Origin of the sequence: Lysinibacillus boronitolerans JCM 21713 = 10a = NBRC 103108 (assembly GCF_000772935.1) — a bacterium.
GTDB classification, from domain to species: Bacteria; Bacillota; Bacilli; order Bacillales_A; family Planococcaceae; genus Lysinibacillus; species Lysinibacillus boronitolerans.
Genome location: NZ_JPVR01000078.1, coordinates 16,251 through 40,535 on the forward strand (window position 1 = coordinate 16,251; position 24,285 = coordinate 40,535).

A 24,285-nucleotide genomic window follows, 5' to 3' on the forward strand; every position below is an offset into this window, starting at 1 on the left:
AGATTTGTATTCAAAGTAAATAGTTCATTTTCTATATTTTGGTAATTACTACCATTAGAAAAAGCGAGAAAAAAATTAAAAATTTATTGTAACCTTTTTCAATATTAAACGACTACTCTATTAGTAGAATACAAAAGAACTAAAGCAAGTAGTAACATTCACTTTTCACAAAATGACCAGGGCTCAATTTTGAGTGCCTGGTTATTTTGTTGCCATAATAAAAGGAGGGCATGCACCTATGGCATGCCCTCCTCGATGATTTATTCGCTTAGCATAGCTTTTAATGTTCGTTTTTGCCAGCCTAGCTTGAAGTATGCATATTGCATAATGAAATGGACGCAGAAAGTGATTGGATAGGCTAACCAAACGCCATTTAATTCTAGAGATGTATAGTGAGATAATAGGAACGCTAATGGCACCTGTACAACCCAAATTGTAATGACTAAGAAGATGGTTGGCCATAATACGACACCTGTAGCACGCATAGTGGCAGAAACAGTTTGTGTGTGCCCAAAAATTAAATAGCTCCAAAAGGCGATATATAAATAATTTTTGGCAATAAGCACAGTCTCATGTGAATCAATAAAGAAAGCCAAAATAGGCTCTGCAAACAGATACATAATGAGTATGATGGCCCCACCTAGAAGATAATTAATGCGCACACCCATTTGTCGAATTTTTTTAATCATCTCCGTGGAATTGGCCCCTAACGCCTGTGCTACAAAGACAGATGTGGCAATGGCAATACTCATTGCTGGGACTTGAGCATAACTAGCCACCTGATTGACAACGCCATAAGCGGCAGTGGCATCTGAACCATAGGCATTGACAAAGCCAATAACGGCAATTTCGGCCACTGAAATGGCAACCATGCTAATACTGGCTGGAATGGCTAGCTTTAATAAGGATGTTAAAATATCCTTTTTTAATTTAAAATGCTGTAAAATTGTTTTATCAAAACGTAGTAAATGCTTTGTTTTATGCAAATAGGCTAACAATAGGATCATTGTCACCAGGTTTGATAACACGGAAGCATAGGCAGCCCCATTTAAGCCAAACGCAGGCAACCCCAACCATCCAAATACTAAAGGTGGTAGGAAGGCAATATTTAACACGACACTTATTACTAAAAATAGAAATGGTGTTTTGGAATCACCGACTCCACGCATAAAGGTTGTATACACCAAATACCAAAACATAATCGGTAACGTGAAGAAAAGTATTTGTGCATAACTAATACTCATATCTAAAATATTCGCAGGTGTTTGCATAAAGCGTAAAATCCATTCAATGAAAAAGCCACCAAAAATCGCGACAGCAATGGATAAAATGGTTGTAAAGGCGAGTGTTACGCCAACAACCTCTTTCATTTTCGCATGATTACCAGCTCCAAATGTTTGCCCGACTAAAATAGAGCTTCCTGAGCCAATGCCAATCGCAAAGGCCATTAAAAAGAAGAAAAAGGGAAAAAATGCCGAAATGGCTGCTAGGGCATCGACCCCTAAATTGCGTCCGACGATAAACATAGCAAATACTTGGCCGACAGATTGCAGCACATTCGCTAGCATCACGGGAATTAAGAAATTAAAAAAAGCTTTGCGTAGCTGTTGATCATCCTGTAACATTTGTTCGTTCATAATTAAGTTCCTCTTGAGTTTTAATAACCCATTTCTTTTAAGATTCTTGATAGTGTGCGTAGGCGTTCTCCAATGAGCTCACCATCATTATTAAGTGCTTGCTGAAAAAGCTGAATATCCTCTTTAATCTGTTCATTTTCTGTGCAAACTTCCACTGTCATAGCATCTCCCTGTAAGCCTACACGGTTAATCACAGGGTTTTCTTCATCATATAAATGCTCATGACGATAAGCCTCCTTAAAATAAAGCTCTGTTTCACACACTAAAATAGCGAGATCAAGCACGCGATGGAGGGGAAGTTCTTCTGATTGGCGAGACCATTTGCCACCTGTATGTCGCCAAACCTTCGCAGAAATATCAACCTTTCCTCGATCATTCCATTGGGCCAGACCAAGTGAAAGCCCTTGTGCATCTGTTTGATAAGCCGTGCGCCCATCAATATTGGCATAATTTTCGGCCACGATGACAGGTTTATGTTTTAAATGTGTTGGAATTTTCATGGATCCGTACTCCTTATCATTTCAAATTTAGTAATTTAGTAAATTACTGCTTTAGTAAATTTAGCATTCACGCTTCTATAAGTCAATCGAAAAGCAGAAAGTTGGAACCTTTTCTTTTGGGAGCAACTAAATAGGGGCTTGGCGTAACCAATTCAATACAATAAACGTTCAAATTCTGCAATGGTTTTTACAAAATAGTAAGTTATAATTTATAGAAGTATGATTGATTGGAGAGAAAGAGGATGGAAACAGCTAAATATCACCGAATGGTTTATACACGTATATGTGAAAATTTACAAAAATGGGATAATAGTGACTTTGTTAGAGAAGACGAGCTCTATTCATTTTTACATACGTTAAAAGGCACAGCTGGATCAATCGGTTTACATGAATTAACTTCGATTGCTAGTGAAAAGCTAGAGCTTTTGACTGGAGATCGTAACAAGCAATGGACCAAATCTGAATGGAAAAAGTATCTTGCTCCTTTTATAGAAAGCGTACATTTTTATCAAGAAAATGATTCAAGGGCACAAAATATGGAACATCCTGCAACCATCATTAAAAATCCAGCAAAACAAGATTTTATTCTGATTATAGATGATGATGTTGTATTTATTTCCTATTTAAAAAATGTTTTAGAGAAAAAGGGCTACTCTGTCATTGCAGCTCATAATGGCGAACGAGGATTAGCGTTAATTTATGAATTGCAACCATCCATCGTGTTTTTAGATATCATGCTTCCTGACTCTAGTGGCTTTTCAATTTTAGACAATATTAAAAAGACGAAAAAAGAGCTCATGTTTGTGACCGTGATTAGTAGTAATGATTGTAAAGAAAATCGCGTTCGTACATTGGAGATGGGGGCTATGGATTTTATGGCGAAGCCAATCGATGAAGAGCTATTAATCGCTTATGTTTCCAATCGCTTAGCCTATAAAAGAGAATTAGAGCAGGCCATCGTCATTGATGAATTAACCCAAATTTATAATCGTAAATTTATGGAATCTCAAATGAAGCTTTTCATTAAATACCATCAGCAAAACAAAGAGCATTTTTCAATTGCGATTATCGATTTAGATTATTTTAAAAAAGTAAATGATACATATGGTCACTTAGTGGGGGATGAGGTGCTCAAGGGTTTCGCTTCATTGGTGAAGGAACTAAAAGGAGATGAGGAAATTGCTTGTCGCTATGGAGGAGAAGAATTCGTAATTTTAATGCCTCGTACAACAAATAAAGAGGCATTTATTTTTATTGAAAAACTTCGTACCTCTATGGAGAAAAAGATATTTACAGCAAATGGAACAAATTTTCATGTTACATTTTCTAGTGGAATCATGGAAGCCACTTCTTCCAATTTACATCCTAAAAAGATGCTAGAAGAGGCAGATCAAGCACTTTATACGGCCAAGCAATTAGGGAGAAATCAGACGATCATCTTTGATCATGTAGCTGCTGTGGAAAAAAGAAAAGCGAAAATCAAGATCATTGTCATCGATGATGTGTATATTATTCGTGATCTGATTACCAATCATTTTAAGCATTTGGAGGAAAATGAGGATTATAGGATTGAAACATTGGCCTTCCCTGATGGCATTAGTTTTCTGGAATCCAATTGGTATGACCCTGGATGCAAATACATTATCTTATTAGATTGGATATTGCCGCAAATGGACGGCATCGAGGTGCTTAGTAAGATAAGAGAGCAGCATGCTTCAAGTGATGTAATCGTCTCCATGCTCACTTCACGTGTGGGGGAAGAATACGTCATGAAAGCTTTAATTAATGGGGCAGACGATTATATTGTGAAGCCATTTAATGTAGCTGAAGTATCGGAACGTATTATTCGTTTAATTCATCAAATGTTTCTTTAATGGGAAAGGGAGAAAAAGACAAGATGGCTAGAATTTTAGTAGTAGATGATGAAGAAATATTACGCATGTTAATACGTGAAACATTAGAAGATTTAGAGTTTGATATTGATGAGGCAGAGGATGGCGAAGAAGCCCTTAAGAAACTGAAGGAAAGCACCTACGATTTAATGATACTCGACTATATGATGCCGAATTTAACAGGGATTGAGGTGATTGAACTTCTCCCACAAGAGATTAAAAAGTCGATGCCTATTCTCATGCTGACAGCTAAATCACAGGAAAGTGATCGTCAAAAGGTATTTGATTTAGGGGCCGATTACTTTATGTCAAAACCATTTAGTCCCATTAAGCTAATGAATTTGGTGGAGGACATCTTAAATGATTAAGTCGACACCCTTGCTGAATAAAAGTATACGCAGCCAATTCTTTAAAATGCTGCTTTTTCTTGTTGTTAGCTTTTTAATCATCATTGCTGCTTTTCTTGTCGTAGTCAATGCAAGTCAAAATGCCTTACAGCAGAAGAGAGAGCAAATGTATGAAAAATCAATGCTTGTCGATGAATTGGAAGAAAATTTTAATGGCATATTTTTTCGGGCAAGAGGCTATTATGCCTTTCAGAATGAGCAGGAATTAAAGCTATTGTATGAAAACCTGGAGAAATTTGAGGTCCTATTACAGCAGTTTTCGCAACTCGATTTAACGGAAGAAGAACGAGGGCTCTATAATGAGCTAGTTGAGTTTCACTATAATTACAAAACGGTTACACTCCCAAAAGCGATCAGCTTTGCGAAAATGGGGGATTATGAGGCTTTGCGAGAGCTTTCGAATAGCGGAGCAAATGACCTTGTTAATAAATTCATTGCCTATACAAAATCCTATAAGAAAAAAACAGACCACTCCTTAAACCAAATTTTTAGCAAGACAGTGGAGCAGGGGCAATTATTCACTTTTATTTCGTTAATGATAAGCGCTCTTATTTTACTATTTGTAGGCGTCATTTTACGAAGAGTACTGAATAATATGATTCGACCAATTGAACAATTAACACTTGCGACAAACGCTTTGGCTTCAGGGAAATCCATTGATTTAGGTAATCTTGTGCAAAAGGAAGATGAATTAGGCATTTTAGCAAACTCATTTCTTAAAATGATACTGTCCATTCAGGATAAGGAAGAGGTACTGACTACACAAAATGAGGAGCTTTTAGCGCAGCAGGACGAGCTTCAAGAAAATCAACTACAATTACAAAATTCATTAAATTATTTAGAAAAGTATAATCAATTAAATCATGTACTGACGTTTACATTAAATAAACAGAAATTAATAGATAATCTCCATAATTATTTAAACGACATTTATCAATATGATACGAGTGTGCTTTATTGGATGGAGGGCAATGTGTATGCGACGAAAGGTTTATCACACCAATCTGCTGCAGCCCTAGTCGAGAATTTTGACATGGATAAACAGGCACGATTAAAGCAGGAAAAATCCTTTGTTATTAAACGTCAATTGACAGCGAAAGAAAAGGGAATTGCACAAGAGTCTTATTATGCCTATGACTTGTATTCTTCCGTGTTTAATTCTAAACGAGAGCTAGTCGCTATTTTAATGGCGACACGAGAGGGACATCCTCATAATGAGCGGGAAATAGATAGTTTAAACGGGCTATTAAATCGTGTGTCCATCGCATTTGAACGCATTCTTATGTATGAAGAGGTAGAAAAGTCGAGGACGTTAAATCAAACGATTATTGATAATGTCAACGAGGGTATCCAGTTAGTTTCTATTACAGGCGATACCGTTCTAATCAATAGAGCACTATGTGGCATTGTCAGCTTCCTTAACTTGACAACGGAAACAAGTATCCCTAAAAAGGATTGGCTCCAGCACTTCAAAAAATGTAGTGCCCAACCTGATGAATTAATTGAATTTTTAGAGGCATCTATTATGGAGAGCTTTCAGGATACTCGAAAATACCGCTATTGTATGACGATTGAACATGAAATCTTTGTTGAGGTGTATGCAACTTGTCTTTTTGATGGTCAGGAAAAGGTAGGTACAATTTTTGTACATCGTGATATCACTAGAGAATATGAAGTAGATCAAATGAAATCCGAATTAGTGAGTACGGTAAGTCATGAGCTGCGAACGCCATTATCGAGCGTACTTGGCTTTACAGAGCTGCTGTTAACGAAAACGATAAAACCCGAACGACAAATTAAATATATCGATACAATTCATAGAGAAGCGGTACGCCTAACCAATCTTATAAATGACTTTTTGGATTTACAGCGAATGGAGTCAGGCAAGCAGCAATATAACATGGAGACACTACAATTAAATGAAATAGCCTTTGAAATTGTCAATCGATTCCGACATGAGCAAAAGCATAATGTCCATCTAATTGATAAGGCAAGAGAGGTCTATGTCAATGCAGATCAAGATAGACTCGTTCAATTATTTATTAATTTAATAGGGAATGCTATCAAATTTTCTCCACAAGGGGGAGATGTGGAGATTTTGTTAGAAAACATAAATAATAGAATTCAAGTGAGTATAAAAGATGAGGGCATTGGTATTCCTAAACAGGATATTGCTCAGTTGTTCCAAAAATTCAAACGAATCGATAATAGTCTTAGACGTAAAATAGGAGGGACTGGACTGGGTCTCTCCATTTGTAGAGAAATCATCTTAAAGCATGAAGGCGAAATATGGATAGAATCCGAAGAAGGACAAGGTACTACTGTGTACTTTACTTTACCACTTGCAAATAACAGTATCACCTTCGATGAAGAGGATGTAATGGAGGATAGCAGTGGCTTAAACATTATGATTGTCGAGGATGACTTAAGCTTAGCTTTACTGTTGTCAGAAGAGCTAAAAAGCAAGGGCTTTACCGTAATTCATCATCATGACCCAAAAAAAGCTTTTGAAGATACACTCAATACGCCTTTACTTGGTATGGTGATTGACATAATGCTTGGCGAAGAAATGAGCGGCTGGGATTTAGTCCGTGAACTAAGGAAAAGAGAGCAAACAAAAGAGTTGCCAATTATTATATCTTCAGCATTAGATGAGGTAAAAGAAATGGTGGACCAATTTCAAATTAAAAAATACTTAACCAAGCCATATCCACCTGAAGAAATATCTAAACTGTTTGTGAAATAATATGATAGGATAGCTTTATGAGTTCAGTAGCGTAATGATGAACAGCTCATAATAAAGCTTACATCATTTAGCCTGTAAAATATTTTCCTAGATACTATAGTAGTATAGAGTAAAAAAGTGATAGTTTTCATAGTAGCATGTCGCTGCTTCTATAATATAAGTCTCATAAAAAATCTTTAAACGGCTACCTTTTCTGCCAACAAAATAGAATAAAAATTCTCTATTAAACTAGGTATTGTTCAACAGTACCTGGTTTTTTAGTATTGCAGTGTTAATTAAATTAATGTATAAAAATTCATCTATTAAAAAATTTAATTTAAACCCTTTCCAATTTAGGAAAATTGAAGTAAAATAATCCTTACAAAAATACTGCATGTTTATTTCTAATTTCCTAGAAATTATGTGGATGTGCCTATTTATTAAGGATGGTGGTGAAATAATTATGAATATTAAAGGTTATAATAGTGATTTTTTGTGGAAAAGTAAAAATATCATCAATAAAAAGTAAAAATAATAAGAACGCTAACTGATCCATGGTAGCAATGAAGGCCTATTCCCTTGATTACGCAGAGGGAAAGTATTACTAGATTAAATAGTGTAAAAATTTTCATTTAAAGGTTTATTATTGAATAAAAGAGGGGGATCGTTATGAAGTTCAAATCATTGCGAACAAAAATCTTATTTGGATTTTTCATCATTCTAATAGGGATTATGATACAAAGTGGTTATATCATTTATTCAAATATCAAAATGAATAAAGAGATTGAAGATATGGTGCATCGTGAGCTGGAATTGTCCATCGTCGATCAGCACTTAGCCAACTCCATTTCGGTGAGGATTGGTGCTGCCAGAGGGTATGTATTAACAGGCGAAAAAGTATACAAAGATACATATGAAGAATATACAAAATTGTCTTTAGCAAACGAGGAAAAAGCTCGTCAAATAATTGAATCACCAGAACTGGAGGTAGTGGCGGCAAGAGCAAAGGCATGGCGTCAATATGTGGAGGAAAATGTCTTTCCAATCTATGAAGGAGGTAATCCCGAATTAGCCGTTAAAAACCTAATTAGTAAAGAGGATGAAATTAAGGCAGTGCGTGAAGGCTTTGAAGCGCTGGCAAGCTCACGTGAGGAGTCAATTCGCCAGGCTGGACAAACATTAATAGCGAATATTGACCGTCTCAATACAATTAGTATGGTGGCATTTGGTATCGTTGTATTATTAGCAATTGGAGCGGGTCTCACTTCTGCATTGTCAATTTCTAGACCTGTTCAGCAAATTTCTGAACGAGTGAAGCTGATTGCGGAGGGTGATTTAAGCCATGAGATGCTAACCATTAAGGCCAAAGATGAAATAGGAGAATTAAGTGTTTCCACCAATATGATGAATGGAAAAATGAAGGACATGCTTCAGCGAATTCAAGATGTGTCCAATGAGGTGGCTGCACACAGTGAACAACTTCTACAATCTTCCATCGAAATAAAGTCAGGAACCGAGCAGGTAGCACTGACAATGAATGATATTGCGGAGGGCACAGAATCACAGGCAAATAATACGAGTGACCTATCCAATCTAATGAGTGATTTTGTCATTCGAATGAATGAGGCAAGTCAAAATGGTGAACACGTACAGAGTAATTCCAATCATGTACTTTCTCTCACGAATTCAGGTCAACATTTAATTGAAGCGTCTACTAATCAAATGACAAAGATTGATGCCATCGTCCATGATGCAGTAGATAAGGTAGAGGGATTAAATCATAAATCTCAGGATATTTCCAAGCTAGTCGTTGTTATAAATGATATTGCCAAACAAACGAATTTATTGGCACTCAATGCAGCGATTGAGGCGGCAAGGGCAGGCGTGCAAGGTCAGGGCTTCGCCGTGGTGGCAGAAGAAGTTCGTAAATTGGCAGAGCAGGTGTCATTGTCTGTTATCGATATTGAACTCATCGTTGGGCAAATTGTAGAGGAAACCAATGATGTCACAAATTCTTTAAAGCGTAGCTATGAAGAGGTACAGCAAGGGACAGAACAAATCTCTTTAACGAATCAAACATTTATCGAGATTGATCAGGCTGTTAGAGAGATGGCCACAAACATTACAAGTGTCTCTCAAAATTTAAATCAGCTAGTAGAAAACTCTGTAAGAATTGATGAAGCCATCGAAGAAATTGCTGCGATATCTCAGGAATCTGCAGCAGGGGTGGAAGAAACCTCCGCAACAATGCAGCAAACTTCGAGTGCGATGGAGGAAATTTCGAATAGCTCCAATCAGCTTGCAAAAATGGCGGAAGAATTAAATAGTCAGGTAGGACAGTTTAAGCTTAACTAAGCATAAAACCAGGTCTCATCAAAAGGGTGAGTCCTGGTTTAAGTGTTGGATACAATTTTTTATTGCGCATCTCATGGCTTAGATCAATCCAATACACTGTTTCCCCTCTTGTATGACGTGGATTTTATAATTCACTCGTTTTGATAAATCCTTTTTAAAAGGGTATTATTGGTATTGTTGTAAGTTCAGATTTAGTTAAAGGAGTCGACTCACACATGGAATGTGCATGTCCATCACAAATGACCGATCAGCTAAGAGTAGAAGGGGATATAGGGGCAGACCCAATTTGGTGTCATCGTTGTTTTTGTAATTTAAATATAGAGGATGTCCCACTATCAGCTCCATTAAAACACGAATTAGAAATATGGATTCGACAATATGGAGAATGGATTGATTGGAAGAATGATGGCATTTTTCCGCATGGCGTTGAATTAGAAGACCGATTTAATCAGCAAGGAATGCAGCTAACAGAACGGGTGAGAGCAGAGCTTGCCGATACATACAAGGTATTCTATAAGCCTTCCACTTTTGCGAGGAGATATGCAGATAAGTAATAAGGCAAGGGGGATAGCAATGGAAACAACCGTTTTAATGATTCGACATGCAGAATCACCATTACTCTTTGGAAAGGAACGGACAAGAGGCATATCTAAAAAGGGTAAGGAAGATGCGAGTGCAATAACGACAGTGCTCCATTCATTTAACATAGATGTGATTGTTTCAAGTCCTTATACACGAGCTATTCAAACAATCCAAGGATTGGCTGATGATCACAAGCTGGAGATACGCATAATTGAAAGTTTAAGAGAAAAACAGTTAAAGGGAGCTTATCAACTTCCTGCCGAAGAAATAGATGAAGCGATAAAAAAATCATTTCAAGACCTCGATTACTGTTTGGAGGGTGGAGAATCGAGCAGGAATGTCCTAAATCGAGCCATGCCAGAAATCATTCATCTATTAGAGAAATATGCAGGTCAAACAATTGTCATCGGTACACATGGTAATATTATGGCAATCATCTTACATTATTTCGATACCCGTTATGGCTATGATTTTTGGAAAAATACATCTAAACCGGATATCTATCAATGCATTTTTGAAGGCGTACAACTTAATACGGTTCAAAGATTAAATGAGGAAAATATGTTTTGCGAAATTTTCTTCAAAAATGTGTAACCTTTGCCAAGCTGGCACGACTACTGTACTAGTAGAATACAAAACACTAAAGCAAACTAGTAGGTTTCACTTTTCACAAAAAGACCAGGGCTCAAATTTTTTGAGGATACCTGGTCTTTTTGTGTGCTGGCAACAAAGCTGTTGTAATGCTAAAATAAGAGTAATATTTTAGAATTTTCTTGAAATTAATAGCAAGGCGATCAAAATCACGCATAGAAATGGAAAAAATGAAATCCCCCATTGTTTTTTTCAACTAGGCGTAAAAAGGAGTTCAGACATGCAGGCTCGTCCAATTTAAAAATCTCCCAAGAAAAAATAAAATCTTAATTTTGGGGGATAAAACGTGTTTAAAAACCGATCTTTTTCACTTTTATTAACAGGTCAATCTTTAGCGGATATTGGCGATATTCTCTATATTGTAAGCGTGATTAGTATAATTTATCGTTTAACCAACTCGGCGATTGCTACTTCCTTCGTACCGTTTATTATTACTACTTGTATGTTGATTTCCAGTCTGCTAACACCTCTTATTACGGCGAAAATCTCATTGAATCAATTGCTAACTATTTCTCAGGGCGTTAAAACCGCTGTCCTTTTGGGCCTCGCCTTGTATGTACAATGGGTAGGTGACCAGCCGATGATTGTCCTTGTGTTTTTATTGATTGCGATGGTTGCGTTCTTGGATGGCTGTGCCAATCCTATTCGTCAATCCTTGCTGCCTCATTATGTGGAAGAAAGGGATTTATTACGAGCAAATAGCATTGCAGAAACGGTTATCCAATCCATTCAGGTGGGTTCTTGGTTTGTTGGCAGTTCCTTGCTTCTTCTCTTTACTCCATCACAGCTTATATGGGGGGTTGTCGTCCTTTTTTTCATCGCAACCTTGCTTTTAAAGCTTCTACCAGATGTGGCACGTATGGAACGTCCACAAACAAAGAAATGGCCGTTAATTATGGAAGGGTGGCAATCCATCCATCAAACGCCTGTACTAAAAGTAGCTGCACGTATGGATTTACTGGAATCGATGGCAGGAGCAGTGTGGGTCGCAGCGATTTTACTAGTCTTTGTAGAAGAAGCATTGCAGGCTTCTTCTCAATGGTGGGGTTATCTCAACGGCATTTTTTTTATTGGCATGATCATAGGCAGTATGATTTGTTTAAAATGGACCAAATTTATTGAGCGTAAAAAGGCTATGTTCATAAGTGGAGGTGCGCTGCTATCCGCTATTTTTACATTATGCTTTGCGGTGAGTATCACACCATTTATGGCGTTACTCTGTTCTTTACTGATTGGCTTATGTGGGCAATTAAAAAACATTCCACAGCAAACCATCATTCAAACAAGTGTCTCAAAGGAGAAATTACCAACGGTCTATACATCGTTGAATGTCATTGTGACAGGGGTATTCGGCCTTTCATCTTTCATGATGGGCATGTTGTCAGAATGGTATGGGATACGAGTTGTTTTTTTCCTTTCAGCTAGTTTGCTACTTCTCGTAAGTGTGATTGCCTATAAAAATAAAACATCTTTCACGTAAGAAAGAGTAGCCCTTACTTTCAGAGTAGGGGCTATTTTTTAGGAAAAGTTTATATCCTGTTAGTTGATAGTATGGTAAAATATACAAATATTTGTATATTTTAAAAGGAGAAGTAGTATGAATCGTAAAAAAATAAGTTTTATTATCTCAGCACTTATTATCGCAATTTTTATTGGTGTGGCATTAAAAAATGTTTTTTTTCAAGCAACTCTTACACCCGCTATGACTGTTTTGGAGGATGGCACAAAACAAATTAATTATGAAACTGCTTTAACTAAGCTAGATCAATCCTCCACAACGTTTGAAGCTTATAAGGGCAAAATAGTAGTAGTGAATTTTTGGGCGTCCTGGTGTGGACCTTGTCAACAGGAAGCACCTGAACTAGAGGCATTCTATCAACAAAAATCAAAGGATGTCGAGCTACTAGCCATTAATGCCACAGCCTATGATAGCTATAAGAAGGCGGTAGCATTTAAAGACACCTATGATTTATCGTTTCCTATCTTCCTAGACGAAGAGGGAGTACTACAGAAAACGTTTGAAGTGATGAATTATCCTAGTACCTTTATCTTTGATGAAGAAGGGAAATTACAGCACAGCGTGAAAGGTGAACTCACTCAACAACAATTAACACAGTTGATTGATGAGCTCTAAGAACAGAAAAATGAAACTTCTTCTAAAAAGTTGCGTAGAAGAAGTTAAAGAAAAAGGGAAGGGGGCTCTTTGAATGCCACGGAAACACATTCTTATTATCATCATTGCATGGATTGTAGAAATATCGTTGACGTATTGGGTTGCCAAAATGTTCTCTGTGCGATTTATCGAAGTGATGTTTTTCACGGGCGTTGCCTTTACCTTAGGAACGTTTTACTTTTCGAGTAGCGGTGGTGCCATGTCAAGGTTTTATACATCCCAAGTGAGTGCACAAACAGGGATCATTCATGAGCGGGAACGGTTCAAGGTTAAACTTGGCCCCGTATTTATAGCGTCACTATTATTTTTCCTTATTGGATTGGTATTCTTTATTTTACTTGTAACAGGCATTATTCCACCACAAAAGGTGTGAAAGTTATTGGCTTTCACATGCAAAAATCAAGATGGCTAGGTGCTCATTTTGATTTTTTTGCGTTGTATAGAATTTGTAGCGTGCTATATTATAAAGTAGGCTTCAATAATTGTATTTTTACAATGAGAAAGGAATGAAAGGATATCTATTATACTAGAATTACCTTTCATTATTAGTAATTTGTCATGCAAAATATGTATATCTATGGAGGTATACGATATGTTAAAGGAGTTATCAAACCGCAGTGCCCCAAAATCGAAACCAACAAAATACAGAGAAGAGTAGACAGCAAGCACCTGACGTTCAATCAAAAGCTATGCTAGAAATTCAAACGATGGAAAGTAGTATCAAAAGATACATAACAATGCATGGTGACCACTTGAATGCAGCTGAATATCATTCTTTACTGCAAATGATTAAGAGCTTAGAGGAATTGAAAACAGCGATTAAAGGTGTTTCATTAGACTAGACACATGCTTTTAAATTGGATGATCTGACAATACGGTTTGTCAGATCATTCTAGGAATTAATCCACCGATAATAAGTAAAAGTGAAGTTTTGACCATTCATTTCAAATGATTCTCCGCTTCTATCCAATTGTTTAAAGCCGTTTTTTTCTAATACTTTTTGAGAGGCTCTATTGTTCGTCGTTGTTTGTGCCTCAATGATGAGCATGCCTTGCTGGCGCATAAGGTCTAAGACTAATTGTAAGGCTGTATGGGCAACCCCTTTTCCACTATATTCTTCTCCCACTCGATAACCGATATGACCTAATCGTTGATCCTTATCAATATCAATTACATTGATTCTGCCTATAATTTCTTCAAGCTCATTTTTTATTAGATAGAAAAAGGATAGCTGCTGTGCTTGTTCCTCTAATAGCATGTCGTTTTTTCTTATGAAATTTGGTAATTGGTAATAGTCATCCCCTCGACTTGGTACTGTTTTTTCAAAATACGCCCTATTTTTAACCTCAAAAGCAAATAAGTTTTCAAAATCATCCCTTGTTAATTTTTCTAATCGAATGTTCATGGTATCTCCAATCTAGTTTACTTTTTTATTTTATTATACCTGTAGTCTAGCGCTAATTTCACCTGTTTTTAATTGTTCAGGAGGTGTAGATGTGCGATTAGTACAATGGTTGCGTTCATAGAACAGATGTTATTCATCATTGGATCGTGACCTAGGAGGTGAAATAGGCAAAAGTGAATAGGTGTATTTTGTAAAAGAGTGTTGGATCAGGACAGACATGAATACTGATTTGCTTCTTTCAGCCATCCACTAAAAAAGGGGGCGTTATTAAAAAGATCCATATCCCCATTAGCCTTTCTGATGTTTTATAAAAAAGGTTGGTACGGATGACACTATGACGGCATTCATTAAAACATCACCTTTTGCCAAGATCGCTTATGAAAAAGATGGTAGTTATTATTATCTTCTTTATTTTATTGTTAACAGGCTCGCGATTGTTATGGTTGCAATTATTTATACAGTCACATCAACCCTATGCTGAAAAGGGACAAATGGATTTACGAGATTTCGATTTCCAACATCGCACGCTGACATTAGATGGGGAATGGTTATTTTATCCATCTGGCTGGTTGATGGACAAGGACAATCCTCCGACGTCCACGACATATATACAGGTTCCAGATGGCTGGGACGAAGTTTTTCAAGAGGATGAATGGACACCATATGGTTATGGTTCTTATCATTTGAAACTATTGATAGACCCTGAAAGAGCTTTTACATTTAGTATGAGAGTACCAAGTATTCGTAGTGCTGCAGAAATATATGTGGATGGGCATTTAATTGCGGCTGCAGGAGAACTAGGTGAAAATCGACAGCAAACGGTTGCCAAAAATGTACCGTTTACCGCTTCGTTTGAAACAAAAGGACGTAGTGAAATCGACATTATCGTGCAGGCTGCGAACTTTCAAGACCCACGGAATGGGGGGATTGTACGTTCCATTAAATTCGGACAAGAAGAGATGATTTTTCGGGAAACACAATTATCTATCACAATGCAGCTTCTTGTAGCAGTTGTGTTAATCTTACATGCTATCTATTCTGTTATTCTGTACTTACTTGGCAATAAGGATAGACGTTTACTATTCTTTTCTGTTCTAACCATTAGTATTATGTTTTATTACCTTTTAGGGAGTGATGATAAGCTTCTCTCTTTTTGGTTTCCAATCAATTATGAATGGGGCTTTAAATTCGTTCATCTTTCGATGGTTGGCATTGGATATTCACTGCTCCAATGTATTGATCCATGGTTACCCCGCCATATCCATCGTGCTAAACAGGGTTTTGCCCTTGTTTGTGCTTGTGCAGTCGTATTGGCGATTCTTTTACCAACACGTTATGCTGTCACAATGCAAGGTGTTTATATTGTCCTTTTAGCTGTGCCTATTGTTATTACAATGGTATTAATGCTAGGAAGGACAATAAAAGATATACGTCATAATGTGTTTCTACTTTTAGCCATCCTTGCTTTTGTCAACAGCATTCTTTGGGATGTCTTGCTGCTTATTACAGGGATTAAGGTAATATCGTATCCATTTGATTTGATTATTACCATTGCCTGTTTAGCCACATTGTGGTTTAAGGATTATGTGAAAGTACATGCCGATACAAAAGAACTTGCACATAAACTACAAAAGGCAAATCGACTCAAGGATGAATTTTTAGCTAGTACTTCTCATGAGTTGCGTAATCCACTTCATAGTATTATCAATATGTCAGAAGCCGTGTTAGAGCGTGAATCAGCCGTTCTTACTCATAAAAGTGTCAATGATTTAGAAACGGTGCTAGCTGTTGGCAAACGCATGTCCTTATTGTTAAATGATTTACTTGATGTAATGAGTCTAAACGAAAATACGAAAAAGCTTCATCTAGGTCCTGTTTCCATACACACAATTGTCGAGGCAGTGTTAGAAATGCTTCGCTTTATGATTGAAGGGAAGCCGATTGATTTTGTTAACCAAATTCCAAGGGACTTTCACAAGGTATTAGCAGATGAAAATCGAGTGATTCAAATTGTCTTTAATTTAGTACATAATGCAGTAAAGTTTACCGATGAAGGAGCTATTACGCTATCAGGCTATACGACAGGAGAGGGTATGGCGAAAATTGTTATAGCAGATACTGGCATTGGTGTGGATGCGGAGACAATGCAGCGTATATTTGAGCCATATGAACAAGGGACCATTAGTAAGACCATAGTCGAAGGGGGATTTGGACTAGGGCTCAATATTAGCAAACGGCTTATTGAATTACATGGGGGAACACTAGAGGTACAATCTATAGTAGGGCAAGGCTCAACTTTTGCCTTTACCTTACCTTTATCGGACGAAGCAGAGATTCAAGGTACCTATGAGAAAGAACAGAATCACATAAAACAGGAAAGCGTAGTTGAACAGTCAGACGTGGAGAAAAAGCGTTTAACAGTATGTAACCGTCCCCGCATTTTAGTCGTAGATGACGAGCCCATAAATTTAAGAGTAATCGAAACGATATTAACGAATGAAAAATATGAAGTGGTGACTGTGACAAGTGGTTTGAAGGCTCTTAAATGCCTTTTGTCTGAGGAGTGGGATTTAGTGATATCAGACGTGATGATGCCGAAAATGTCTGGATATGAGTTAGTACGTAGCATTCGCAAGCAATTTACAATGACCGATTTACCTGTCTTATTGTTGACAGCGCGCAGTCAACCCCATGATATTGAAAATGGCTTTTTAGCAGGGGCCAATGATTACGTCGTCAAGCCTGTGGATGCCTTGGAGCTACGATCTCGTGTTGAGGCGTTAACAAAGGTGAAGCGCTCCATTCAAGAGCTACATCGTATGGAGGCTGCATGGCTTCAGGCACAAATCGAGCCACATTTTCTCTTTAATACGTTAAATGCCATATTGACGTTAAGCGAATTAGATAGTGAGCGGACAAGTAAATTAGTAGAGGCATTGAGCGATTTTTTAAGAGAGTCCTATAATTTTCAAAATGGTGAAGCACTTGTTCCACTAGAAAATGAACTTAGGTTGGTTCAAGCCTACCTCTATATTCAGCAGGAGCGTTTTGGTAAGCGTATTCAGGTTGTATGGCAACTAGAGGCCGAGACAAATGTCCTTATTCCATCATTGACTATCCAGCCATTAATTGAAAATGCATTAAAGCATGGTATTTTAAAGCGTTCTGAGGGGGGAACGATACATATTCGTATGATCAATATTGATACCCATCTTGAAATTACCGTAGCGGATAATGGCGTCGGAATGGATGAAGAGCAATTGGCAAAACTACTGCAGCCTAAAGAACGTTCATCCAGCAGTATTGGTTTAATCAATACCCATAGAAGATTGCAACACCATTATGGTCAAGGCTTACGTATTACAAGCAAGCTTCACGAAGGAACGTCGGTTTCGTTTGTTGTAGTAGCAAAAACACCATTAGATGCATTGCCTCTCGATAAGTATTAAGAGGGGAATGCATCTTTTATTTAGTTGCATGTTTGAAAAATATGAATTTAAAGCACAGCCTGAGGCGTCTTCGATTTAAAATGTGTAAATAAGTAGCACCCCATAATCACGGTTATTCCCCCAATGCCTTGCAGCCAGCTTAGCTGTTCTCCGATAAATAAAAAGGCGAGCAGAGCTGTAAAAATGGGATTAAAGTTTAGAAAAATACCAGAGGTTGTGGCACCTAATTGTTGAACGCCAATATTCCAAAACACCATACAAACCACTGTAGAGATGACCCCTGTATAAAGAAGTGAAAGAATGAAAGTGGAGTCGATTTCAGAGAAGGAAAAATTCGAAATCGTGAATGGGACTAGGATGAGCACCCCAAACAAACCTGCATACAATGTCGCCATTAACGGAGAGGTTGTTTGCATAGCCCACCTACTACATACAGAATAAAGTCCCCATACGCAAACGGCTGCCACCATCCATAAATCTCCTGTATTCAATTGGACGTTCCATAACAGCTGCCAATCTCCCTTTGAAAGGACAAGAACGACACCAATTAAAGAGAGTACCATCGCCAGAAGCTGCAAGCCATTTATTTTTTCTTTCAAAAAGGCGAAGGAAAAAAGGGCGATGGACATGGTATTCATTGTAGAAATAAGACCAGCATTCGTGGATGTTGTTCGTTCTAACGCTAAAAATTGAAATAGATTAAACAAGGCAACACCTGTAATGCCCATCAGGAATAATGGCACAAGAGCGGCCTTAGCAGGAATCAATTTCTTCTCTTTCCACCAAACTAACGGTAGAAGGACGATTACCGCAATTAACCATCTGGCCATCGTTAATGTCATTGGAGAAGCATGAGCCACTAGCGTCTTAGCCACAACAAAATTGCCTCCCCATAGTAAGCTTGTGACGAGCATTAAGCCCATATAAAATTTTGCCACAGTATAGGAACACTCCTTTTAATTTCATATATAATAAGAATCATAGCATTATTGGTTATTTGTCAGTATAATATTTTGTATAGATGGATAAATTCGAAATAATTAAAAGTTATTTAACGATTATTGAAATAATATTTTGAAATCGTGCTAAAAACTTACTTATCTAAAAATAATCAAAAGAGGAGAAAGCAATGGAGGATTTAAAAAATAAAGGATTAGATAATGTGGATCTGCTAATCTTAGCGATTTTGCAGCGAGAGGTTCAAATTAGCAATGCGGAATTAGCTAGACGGGTGAATTTGTCCCCACCAGCAACCCATACAAGGGTGAAACGCCTAGAAAATGAAGGCTATATTGATCAACAAGTGGCAATTTTAAATCAGGAAAAGCTAGGTTTTGATTTATTGTGCTATATTTTTATGAGCACGAATATTCATCAGGAAAAGGAAATAGAGGAGTTAGAAAACAGCTTGAAAACAATGACGGAAATTTTGGAATGTCATTGCTTAACGGGTGCCTATGATTATTTGTTAAAGGTCGTAATTCGAGACCGCAAAGGCTTAGATCAATTCATCCGAAAATTAAATAAGCTTGGCATTTCTAGAATTCAAACGAATTTATCCTTACGGGAAATTAAATATTCTACGGTATTACCTATCGAAGAAAGCAGCAAGCCTGAGTGAGTTAACTCAGGCTTGCTGTTTTTTAGTATTCATGAGGATCTTTTGTTATTTTCTCTATAGAGTGGTGAAATTTACTCATGAAAGGTTAGCAGCCGCCCTAAATCAGTAGAACCCCGATCACGAGAGATTAGCCCTGCTTCGAATAAAGCGATCACCCGCACAAAAATCATGCAACCCATAAGTTGCTTATAGTTGACATGCAACCATTTAGTTGCCTATAATCAAGCTATGAATTGGGATAAAGACGCTGTTTTTAAAGCACTTGCGGACTCGACTCGGAGACTTATATTAGATGAACTAGCTGAGTGTGAAGAGATGACGTTGTATGAACTGACGGTGCGTCTTCTAATGAAACATGAGCTTTCAATTTCGAGACAGGGGATTGCTAAGCATCTCTCTGTATTGGAGGGTGCTGGACTCGTCCTATCACAGCGGAAGGGAAAATATCGAGTCATTTTCTTCAATAAGGAACCCCTTAAAGATTTACTGAAGGGATGGGTAGAGTAAAGCTTACATGTGAAGGATGCTTCTTAAACGACTCAAAAGGAGGAAAATCAATTGAATATTATTGTCAACAGTATCTTTGTACAAGATCAGGAAAAGGCACTAGCCTTTTATACGGAAAAGCTAGGATTTGTAAAAAAGGTGGATGTCCCAGTAGGAAAACATAGATGGCTAACGCTTGTGTCACCTGATGATTTAGAGGGCACTGAGCTATTACTTGAGCCAGATGAGCATCCTGCAGCAAAGGACTATCAAAGAAAGATTTTCGCTGATGGCATTCCAGCAACAATGTTTGGCGTTAGTGATTTAGAAAAGGAGTATAGCCGCCTACTGGAGAAAGGTGTTGAATTTACAATTAAGCCGACAAAAGCGGGAGAAGTCACACTAGCAGTTTTTAATGATACATGTGGCAACCTTATTCAGATTATACAAAAATAGTGTATAAAAGCGTGTTTTGATAAAAAAATATCAAAACACGCTTTTCTTATTACTCAGCCATTGCCCAACCTTTGTCATCGTTCAAAATGTTTAAATTTTCTTTTGGCTGCGCATTTACGGTCTGTTCTTTGGCTTCTGCTTCCTCGCTGGGCGGAGCTTCTTCCGACGAACAAGCAGATAAGAGGAATAGTAGCGCTATACTTAATGACAGGAATTTCTGCATGAGGCAAACCTCCATCAATCAATCGTTGATATGAATATTTTGCACATTTTCTTACAGAATATGTTGTGTATAGCTGCCATAAAAAAATTTATTTAAGCGACTGTATTACTAATTATTTTGCTAAAGCCGTTACTATCTGCGCTATTAATCAGCTGCTGAATTGCCTTTACAGCTTGTTCAGAGAATAGATACCAGTTATCCTCTGTTGCATCATGTAGGAGAACTTTAGGATAGCCCTGTAATAGTTCCTCAGGGAAAGGTTGATTTAATGTATAGATATCATATTGTTTGACACTGTTCTGATCATGGCTCATAAAATCAAATTGGCCGAGCTTATAATAAGATCCAGGTGCTTCTAAATTGAAGTGCCAATAATATTCTTTTGGAGCCTCAACTTTGTCGCCTTTCTTTTCTTGGAAAATTTTGAAAAGCGCTTGGTGATAGGCATTGCCCTTGATGTCCTGAATGACACCGCCCATTGTCATATGGTATTCATAGCGTAGCACCTTGATTTTTTCATCTTCAATTAGCAATGGTTCAGTCGTAATATTCACTGTGCCTTGATTGTAATGCACTTGGCTGCCAAATGTTTCAGCAATAAAGCGGATTGGTACATAGGTGCGATTGTTTTTCATGTATGGTTGTACATCCAATTGCTCTTTTTCACCATTTTTAATGACTGTTCGGTTATTAAGATTCAATTTAATGGTTGTTTGATCCATTGCAAGGGTGATTTGGGAATCCTGCCAATGAACTTGTGCACCAAGATTTTCACTGATCACTCGTAATGGCACCATTGTTCGATTGTTTTTTTGCTCAGGTGCTGTATCAGATTTTACCACAACATCGTCGATTTTGATTTGTGTTGTTGCAGCATCTGCGGGCGTTGCCATCCACAGCATCGTTGTTAGACATAGTCCTGTGAAAATTTTCTTCATGGTAATAAACCTCCTTTACTCAAAACACTTACCACCTTCGAAATTTTACCATAATATTCTTTAGTATATAATAAAAATTTTACTATTTTTTCTCTAAAATCAATAAACGTTTTAATTATCAGATGCATAATGACACAAAATCACCATCGCTAATAGCTACTTTTTGACAGCGTATAATCTGAATTTGTTCTCGAATACTAACGCTGAAAGGAGGTTTTTAAATGAAGTTTTTGACATGGGGCATTGTTGGTGCAGCATTGTTTGCTGTGATGAAAGGTTACGGGAAATCAAATCAAGGACAGAAAGATAGCTTTCAACAAACAACAACGCCTGTACAATTAGTCGCCAATGCAAACCCGCTGACAGCCAATACACCAAAACAGTAAAACAAAAGCTTATAGATTATAGGGATCTATAAGCTTACTATTTTTTACATAAATATACTATCATCTGTATAATAGATTGTGAAAATAAATGCTCGATTTAACAAAGCTATTATGACGATGATTTAGAAGAAATTTTGCGATTATTTTAGCCAGTTAAAGTAGCGGCTTGGCACCAACTTATAAGCCATCTTAGATTTATAGAAGCAGATACAAAAAAATTGGTCTTACCCATATTCGGATGCTCTTCTTACAACGAGACCATTTTTTGAATGGAAAGGATACCAAATAATGGAAACTAACAGTCGAGGACGAGGACAGGGCATATCGTTAATGAACGTGATGAAAAGGACGGATGAAAAGCATGAATTATGTCAAGGTTGTTCTTTTGAAACAAGAACAACAGACCCAGTGTCAAACTCGGTCTGTTGCTTCGTTTAGGCATCGATGAATGGTTAAAATCGCTTGTAAATGCATACCTTCATGAAAGATGGTACGTAACAGTACCTGTTCGATGGTTTGCATGCCCATATCAATAGGAGGGAATTCCTCAGCCAATCGATGACCATATCGCTCCTTTAGTCGTTCAGGCTGCTGAGCCAAATACATTTTTAACTCCTCAAAGGTTGGCGTTTCGTCGTCAAAGTGCTTAGGCGATGTACCAAAGCCAAACCATTTCTGGAGAGCTTCTAATTCTGTATCCTTTTCTTTTGTTAAAGCCTCTATCCATAAATATTGATCGAGATAAACATGACCCATATTCCAGCGAATATTATTATGAAATCCAGCTGGGATGATGTTCGCTTTTTCTTCTGACACATGCTCGAGTAAGTGAAGCAACTCGCCACGATAATTGGCTAGCTGCTGAAATAAATTTTCTTGACGTTGATTCAAATGTAACCCTCCTTTTTTAATATTATTGGCTATAATACTCCATTTTCCTGCAAAAAAAGAAGAACACTTTTTGTGTTCTTCTCCAATTTATCTACTTTGTGTCTGTAATGCTAAACGGACACCGAGACCAATATAAACGAAGCCAACTGTCTTTTCAAGCCAGCGTGAACTGCCGCTTGTTTTTGTAAAGATTTTTTCGCCAATGAAGCTTGTAATAACTGCGAGTAGGATTGTATATAAAGCACTCATCACGACAAATGTAATACCTAGTGTGAGCAATTGGCTTGTGACAGATTGCTCGTTATGCTGAACAAATTGCGGTAAGAAGGCAAGGAAAAACAGAGCCGTCTTTGGATTAAGAATTTCTGCTAAGAAGCCTTGGCGAAACGAAGTACTAGCAGGACTTTGTTCAACGGTTGGTTGCTCGATTTTCTTTGGTTTTGTGAGGAGCATCTGAATGCCTAAGTAAACAAGGTATGCCACCCCAATATATTTCACCACTTCAAAGGCTGTGGCTGATTTCATTAAAATAGCAGAAAGACCTAAAACAGCCGCTAATGTATGAACCAAGTCACCGAGACCAATGCCTAAAGCTGTATAAATACCATTCTTTTTCCCACTTTTTAGTGTTTGGGTAATGGTAATAATAACGGCAGGACCTGGGATTAAAAATAATAAAAGAACTATTGCGATAAAAGATAACATGCGAAACCATCCTATTCTAATAAACTAATCATTCTAGGGTGAATGCATGAAATATTATATTCTAGCTATTGTACGGCTGTCGATAAAGAAATATTGAAAAAATAATGAAAAATAATTCAGAAAACTAATGAACAATGCTAATATGATTTTGTTACCTAGTATTAATATTTAGTGTTAGAATAAGACTATAAAAAATGCTTTGGAGGAATTTTCATATGTTAACAAGTCAACAAATACAAGCTATTTTGCCACACCGTTATCCATTTCTGTTGGTAGACCGTATTGTGGAGTTAGAAGAGGGCAAGCGCGCGGTAGGGATGAAAAATGTGACGATGAATGAAGAGTTCTTTAAAGGTCATTTTCCACAGTATCCTGTCATGCCAGGTGTGCTAATTGTTGAAGCATTAGCACAGATTAGTGCAGTGATTATGCTGACAAAGGTAGGGAATGAGGGACGATTAGGCTTATTGGCAGGAATTGATCATTGTCGCTTTAAAAAGCAAGTTAAGCCTGGTGATCAGCTATATCTAGAGGTAGAGATCACGCGTGTGAAGGGTACAGTTGGGAAAGGCAGAGGGATTGCAATGGTAGATGGAGAAATCGTATGTGAAACGGATCTTGTTTTCGCTTTTGGATCATAGAATACGGCGGTGCTCAGTTGAGTTACACATGTATGCTTTATAGCGCCATTTGTATTATGCAAATAACGCTATTAGTGAATATTACGATTGCTAAAGGCGCTTGGAATGGGCTGACAATGTAGCTCTGTACGGTAGGGTTTGTTTTCGCAACAGCTATTTTTG

24 protein-coding genes are annotated in these 24,285 nt (G+C 37.5%); 16 read left to right on the forward strand and 8 right to left on the reverse strand.

Going from position 1 to position 24,285, the window contains the following annotated elements; genetic code table 11:
* Positions 1 to 260: 260 nt before the first annotated feature.
* Positions 261 to 1,637, reverse strand: a complete 1,377-nt coding sequence (locus CD31_RS15605) for an MATE family efflux transporter (RefSeq protein ID WP_036078928.1) — start codon at positions 1,635 to 1,637, stop codon at positions 261 to 263.
* Between the two features lie 20 nt (positions 1,638 to 1,657).
* The gene (locus CD31_RS15610; RefSeq protein ID WP_016994140.1) at positions 1,658 to 2,137 is read right to left on the reverse strand and encodes a DUF6530 family protein; all 480 of its coding nucleotides are present in this window, start codon (positions 2,135 to 2,137) and stop codon (positions 1,658 to 1,660) included.
* 242 nt (positions 2,138 to 2,379) lie between these two features.
* Between CD31_RS15610 and CD31_RS15615 the strand changes: the two genes are divergently transcribed.
* The 10 genes from CD31_RS15615 (at position 2,380) to CD31_RS15660 (ending at position 13,764) form a co-directional block, all read left to right on the forward strand.
* Positions 2,380 to 4,011, forward strand: a complete 1,632-nt coding sequence (locus CD31_RS15615) for a diguanylate cyclase (protein ID WP_036078930.1) — start codon at positions 2,380 to 2,382, stop codon at positions 4,009 to 4,011.
* Between the two features lie 23 nt (positions 4,012 to 4,034).
* The gene (locus CD31_RS15620; protein ID WP_036078932.1) at positions 4,035 to 4,397 is read left to right on the forward strand and encodes a response regulator transcription factor; all 363 of its coding nucleotides are present in this window, start codon (positions 4,035 to 4,037) and stop codon (positions 4,395 to 4,397) included.
* Positions 4,390 to 7,182 (forward strand): ATP-binding protein, encoded by a 2,793-nt coding sequence (locus CD31_RS15625; protein WP_036078935.1) that lies wholly within the window; start codon positions 4,390 to 4,392, stop codon positions 7,180 to 7,182. Before CD31_RS15620 ends, CD31_RS15625 begins: the two co-directional genes overlap by 8 nt.
* 648 nt (positions 7,183 to 7,830) lie before the next feature.
* A complete protein-coding gene (locus CD31_RS15630) occupies positions 7,831 to 9,516 on the forward strand; it encodes a methyl-accepting chemotaxis protein (protein WP_036078937.1) in 1,686 nt (561 codons plus the stop codon).
* Between the two features lie 215 nt (positions 9,517 to 9,731).
* Positions 9,732 to 10,070 (forward strand): hypothetical protein, encoded by a 339-nt coding sequence (locus CD31_RS15635; RefSeq protein WP_016994068.1) that lies wholly within the window; start codon positions 9,732 to 9,734, stop codon positions 10,068 to 10,070.
* A 19-nt stretch (positions 10,071 to 10,089) separates the two neighbouring features.
* On the forward strand, positions 10,090 to 10,692 hold the full coding sequence (locus tag CD31_RS15640) for a histidine phosphatase family protein (protein WP_036078939.1): 603 nt from the start codon (positions 10,090 to 10,092) through the stop codon (positions 10,690 to 10,692).
* A 343-nt stretch (positions 10,693 to 11,035) separates the two neighbouring features.
* On the forward strand, positions 11,036 to 12,229 hold the full coding sequence (locus CD31_RS15645) for an MFS transporter (protein ID WP_036078941.1): 1,194 nt from the start codon (positions 11,036 to 11,038) through the stop codon (positions 12,227 to 12,229).
* 117 nt (positions 12,230 to 12,346) lie between these two features.
* Positions 12,347 to 12,883, forward strand: coding sequence for a TlpA family protein disulfide reductase (locus tag CD31_RS15650; protein WP_036078943.1), 537 nt, complete (start codon positions 12,347 to 12,349; stop codon positions 12,881 to 12,883).
* Between the two features lie 73 nt (positions 12,884 to 12,956).
* Positions 12,957 to 13,295, forward strand: a complete 339-nt coding sequence (locus CD31_RS15655) for a hypothetical protein (RefSeq protein WP_016994063.1) — start codon at positions 12,957 to 12,959, stop codon at positions 13,293 to 13,295.
* Between the two features lie 244 nt (positions 13,296 to 13,539).
* Positions 13,540 to 13,764 (forward strand): hypothetical protein, encoded by a 225-nt coding sequence (locus tag CD31_RS15660; RefSeq protein WP_016994061.1) that lies wholly within the window; start codon positions 13,540 to 13,542, stop codon positions 13,762 to 13,764.
* A gap of 50 nt (positions 13,765 to 13,814) precedes the next feature.
* Here the strand turns inward: CD31_RS15660 and CD31_RS15665 are convergent, their stop codons facing one another.
* Positions 13,815 to 14,327 carry a GNAT family N-acetyltransferase gene (locus tag CD31_RS15665; RefSeq protein ID WP_016994060.1) on the reverse strand — a complete coding sequence of 171 codons (513 nt, stop codon included), beginning with the start codon at positions 14,325 to 14,327 and terminating at the stop codon, positions 13,815 to 13,817.
* Between the two features lie 377 nt (positions 14,328 to 14,704).
* On the opposite strand from CD31_RS15665, the gene CD31_RS15670 reads away from it, so the two are divergent.
* Positions 14,705 to 17,776, forward strand: a complete 3,072-nt coding sequence (locus tag CD31_RS15670; protein ID WP_052125392.1) for a hybrid sensor histidine kinase/response regulator — start codon at positions 14,705 to 14,707, stop codon at positions 17,774 to 17,776.
* Between the two features lie 47 nt (positions 17,777 to 17,823).
* Here CD31_RS15670 and CD31_RS15675 read toward each other — a convergent pair whose 3' ends face one another.
* Positions 17,824 to 18,699: a DMT family transporter gene (locus CD31_RS15675; RefSeq protein ID WP_244905029.1), complete on the reverse strand. Its 876-nt coding sequence runs from the start codon at positions 18,697 to 18,699 to the stop codon at positions 17,824 to 17,826.
* A gap of 206 nt (positions 18,700 to 18,905) precedes the next feature.
* Here CD31_RS15675 and CD31_RS15680 point away from each other — a divergent pair, with 206 nt between their 5' ends.
* From CD31_RS15680 to CD31_RS15690, 3 genes are all read left to right on the forward strand, one after another.
* Positions 18,906 to 19,397, forward strand: coding sequence for an Lrp/AsnC family transcriptional regulator (locus CD31_RS15680; protein WP_036078949.1), 492 nt, complete (start codon positions 18,906 to 18,908; stop codon positions 19,395 to 19,397).
* A 228-nt stretch (positions 19,398 to 19,625) separates the two neighbouring features.
* Positions 19,626 to 19,904, forward strand: a complete 279-nt coding sequence (locus CD31_RS15685; protein ID WP_036079349.1) for an ArsR/SmtB family transcription factor — start codon at positions 19,626 to 19,628, stop codon at positions 19,902 to 19,904.
* A gap of 51 nt (positions 19,905 to 19,955) precedes the next feature.
* On the forward strand, positions 19,956 to 20,339 hold the full coding sequence (locus CD31_RS15690; RefSeq protein WP_036078951.1) for a VOC family protein: 384 nt from the start codon (positions 19,956 to 19,958) through the stop codon (positions 20,337 to 20,339).
* A 49-nt stretch (positions 20,340 to 20,388) separates the two neighbouring features.
* On the opposite strand, the gene CD31_RS23565 is transcribed toward CD31_RS15690, so the two are convergent.
* Entirely contained in the window at positions 20,389 to 20,562 is a 174-nt protein-coding gene (locus CD31_RS23565; RefSeq protein ID WP_167334369.1) for a hypothetical protein, read from the reverse strand.
* A 92-nt stretch (positions 20,563 to 20,654) separates the two neighbouring features.
* The gene (locus CD31_RS15695) at positions 20,655 to 21,500 is read right to left on the reverse strand and encodes a copper amine oxidase N-terminal domain-containing protein (protein ID WP_036078954.1); all 846 of its coding nucleotides are present in this window, start codon (positions 21,498 to 21,500) and stop codon (positions 20,655 to 20,657) included.
* Between the two features lie 221 nt (positions 21,501 to 21,721).
* Here CD31_RS15695 and CD31_RS23570 point away from each other — a divergent pair, with 221 nt between their 5' ends.
* Positions 21,722 to 21,886 (forward strand): hypothetical protein, encoded by a 165-nt coding sequence (locus CD31_RS23570; RefSeq protein WP_004230164.1) that lies wholly within the window; start codon positions 21,722 to 21,724, stop codon positions 21,884 to 21,886.
* Between the two features lie 411 nt (positions 21,887 to 22,297).
* Here CD31_RS23570 and CD31_RS15700 read toward each other — a convergent pair whose 3' ends face one another.
* A complete protein-coding gene (locus CD31_RS15700) occupies positions 22,298 to 22,777 on the reverse strand; it encodes a DinB family protein (RefSeq protein WP_016994050.1) in 480 nt (159 codons plus the stop codon).
* A gap of 87 nt (positions 22,778 to 22,864) precedes the next feature.
* Positions 22,865 to 23,482 carry a LysE family translocator gene (locus CD31_RS15705; protein WP_004230157.1) on the reverse strand — a complete coding sequence of 206 codons (618 nt, stop codon included), beginning with the start codon at positions 23,480 to 23,482 and terminating at the stop codon, positions 22,865 to 22,867.
* 215 nt (positions 23,483 to 23,697) lie between these two features.
* Between CD31_RS15705 and fabZ the strand changes: the two genes are divergently transcribed.
* Positions 23,698 to 24,123 (forward strand): 3-hydroxyacyl-ACP dehydratase FabZ, encoded by a 426-nt coding sequence (gene fabZ, locus CD31_RS15710; protein ID WP_036078956.1) that lies wholly within the window; start codon positions 23,698 to 23,700, stop codon positions 24,121 to 24,123.
* Positions 24,124 to 24,285: the final 162 nt, after the last annotated feature.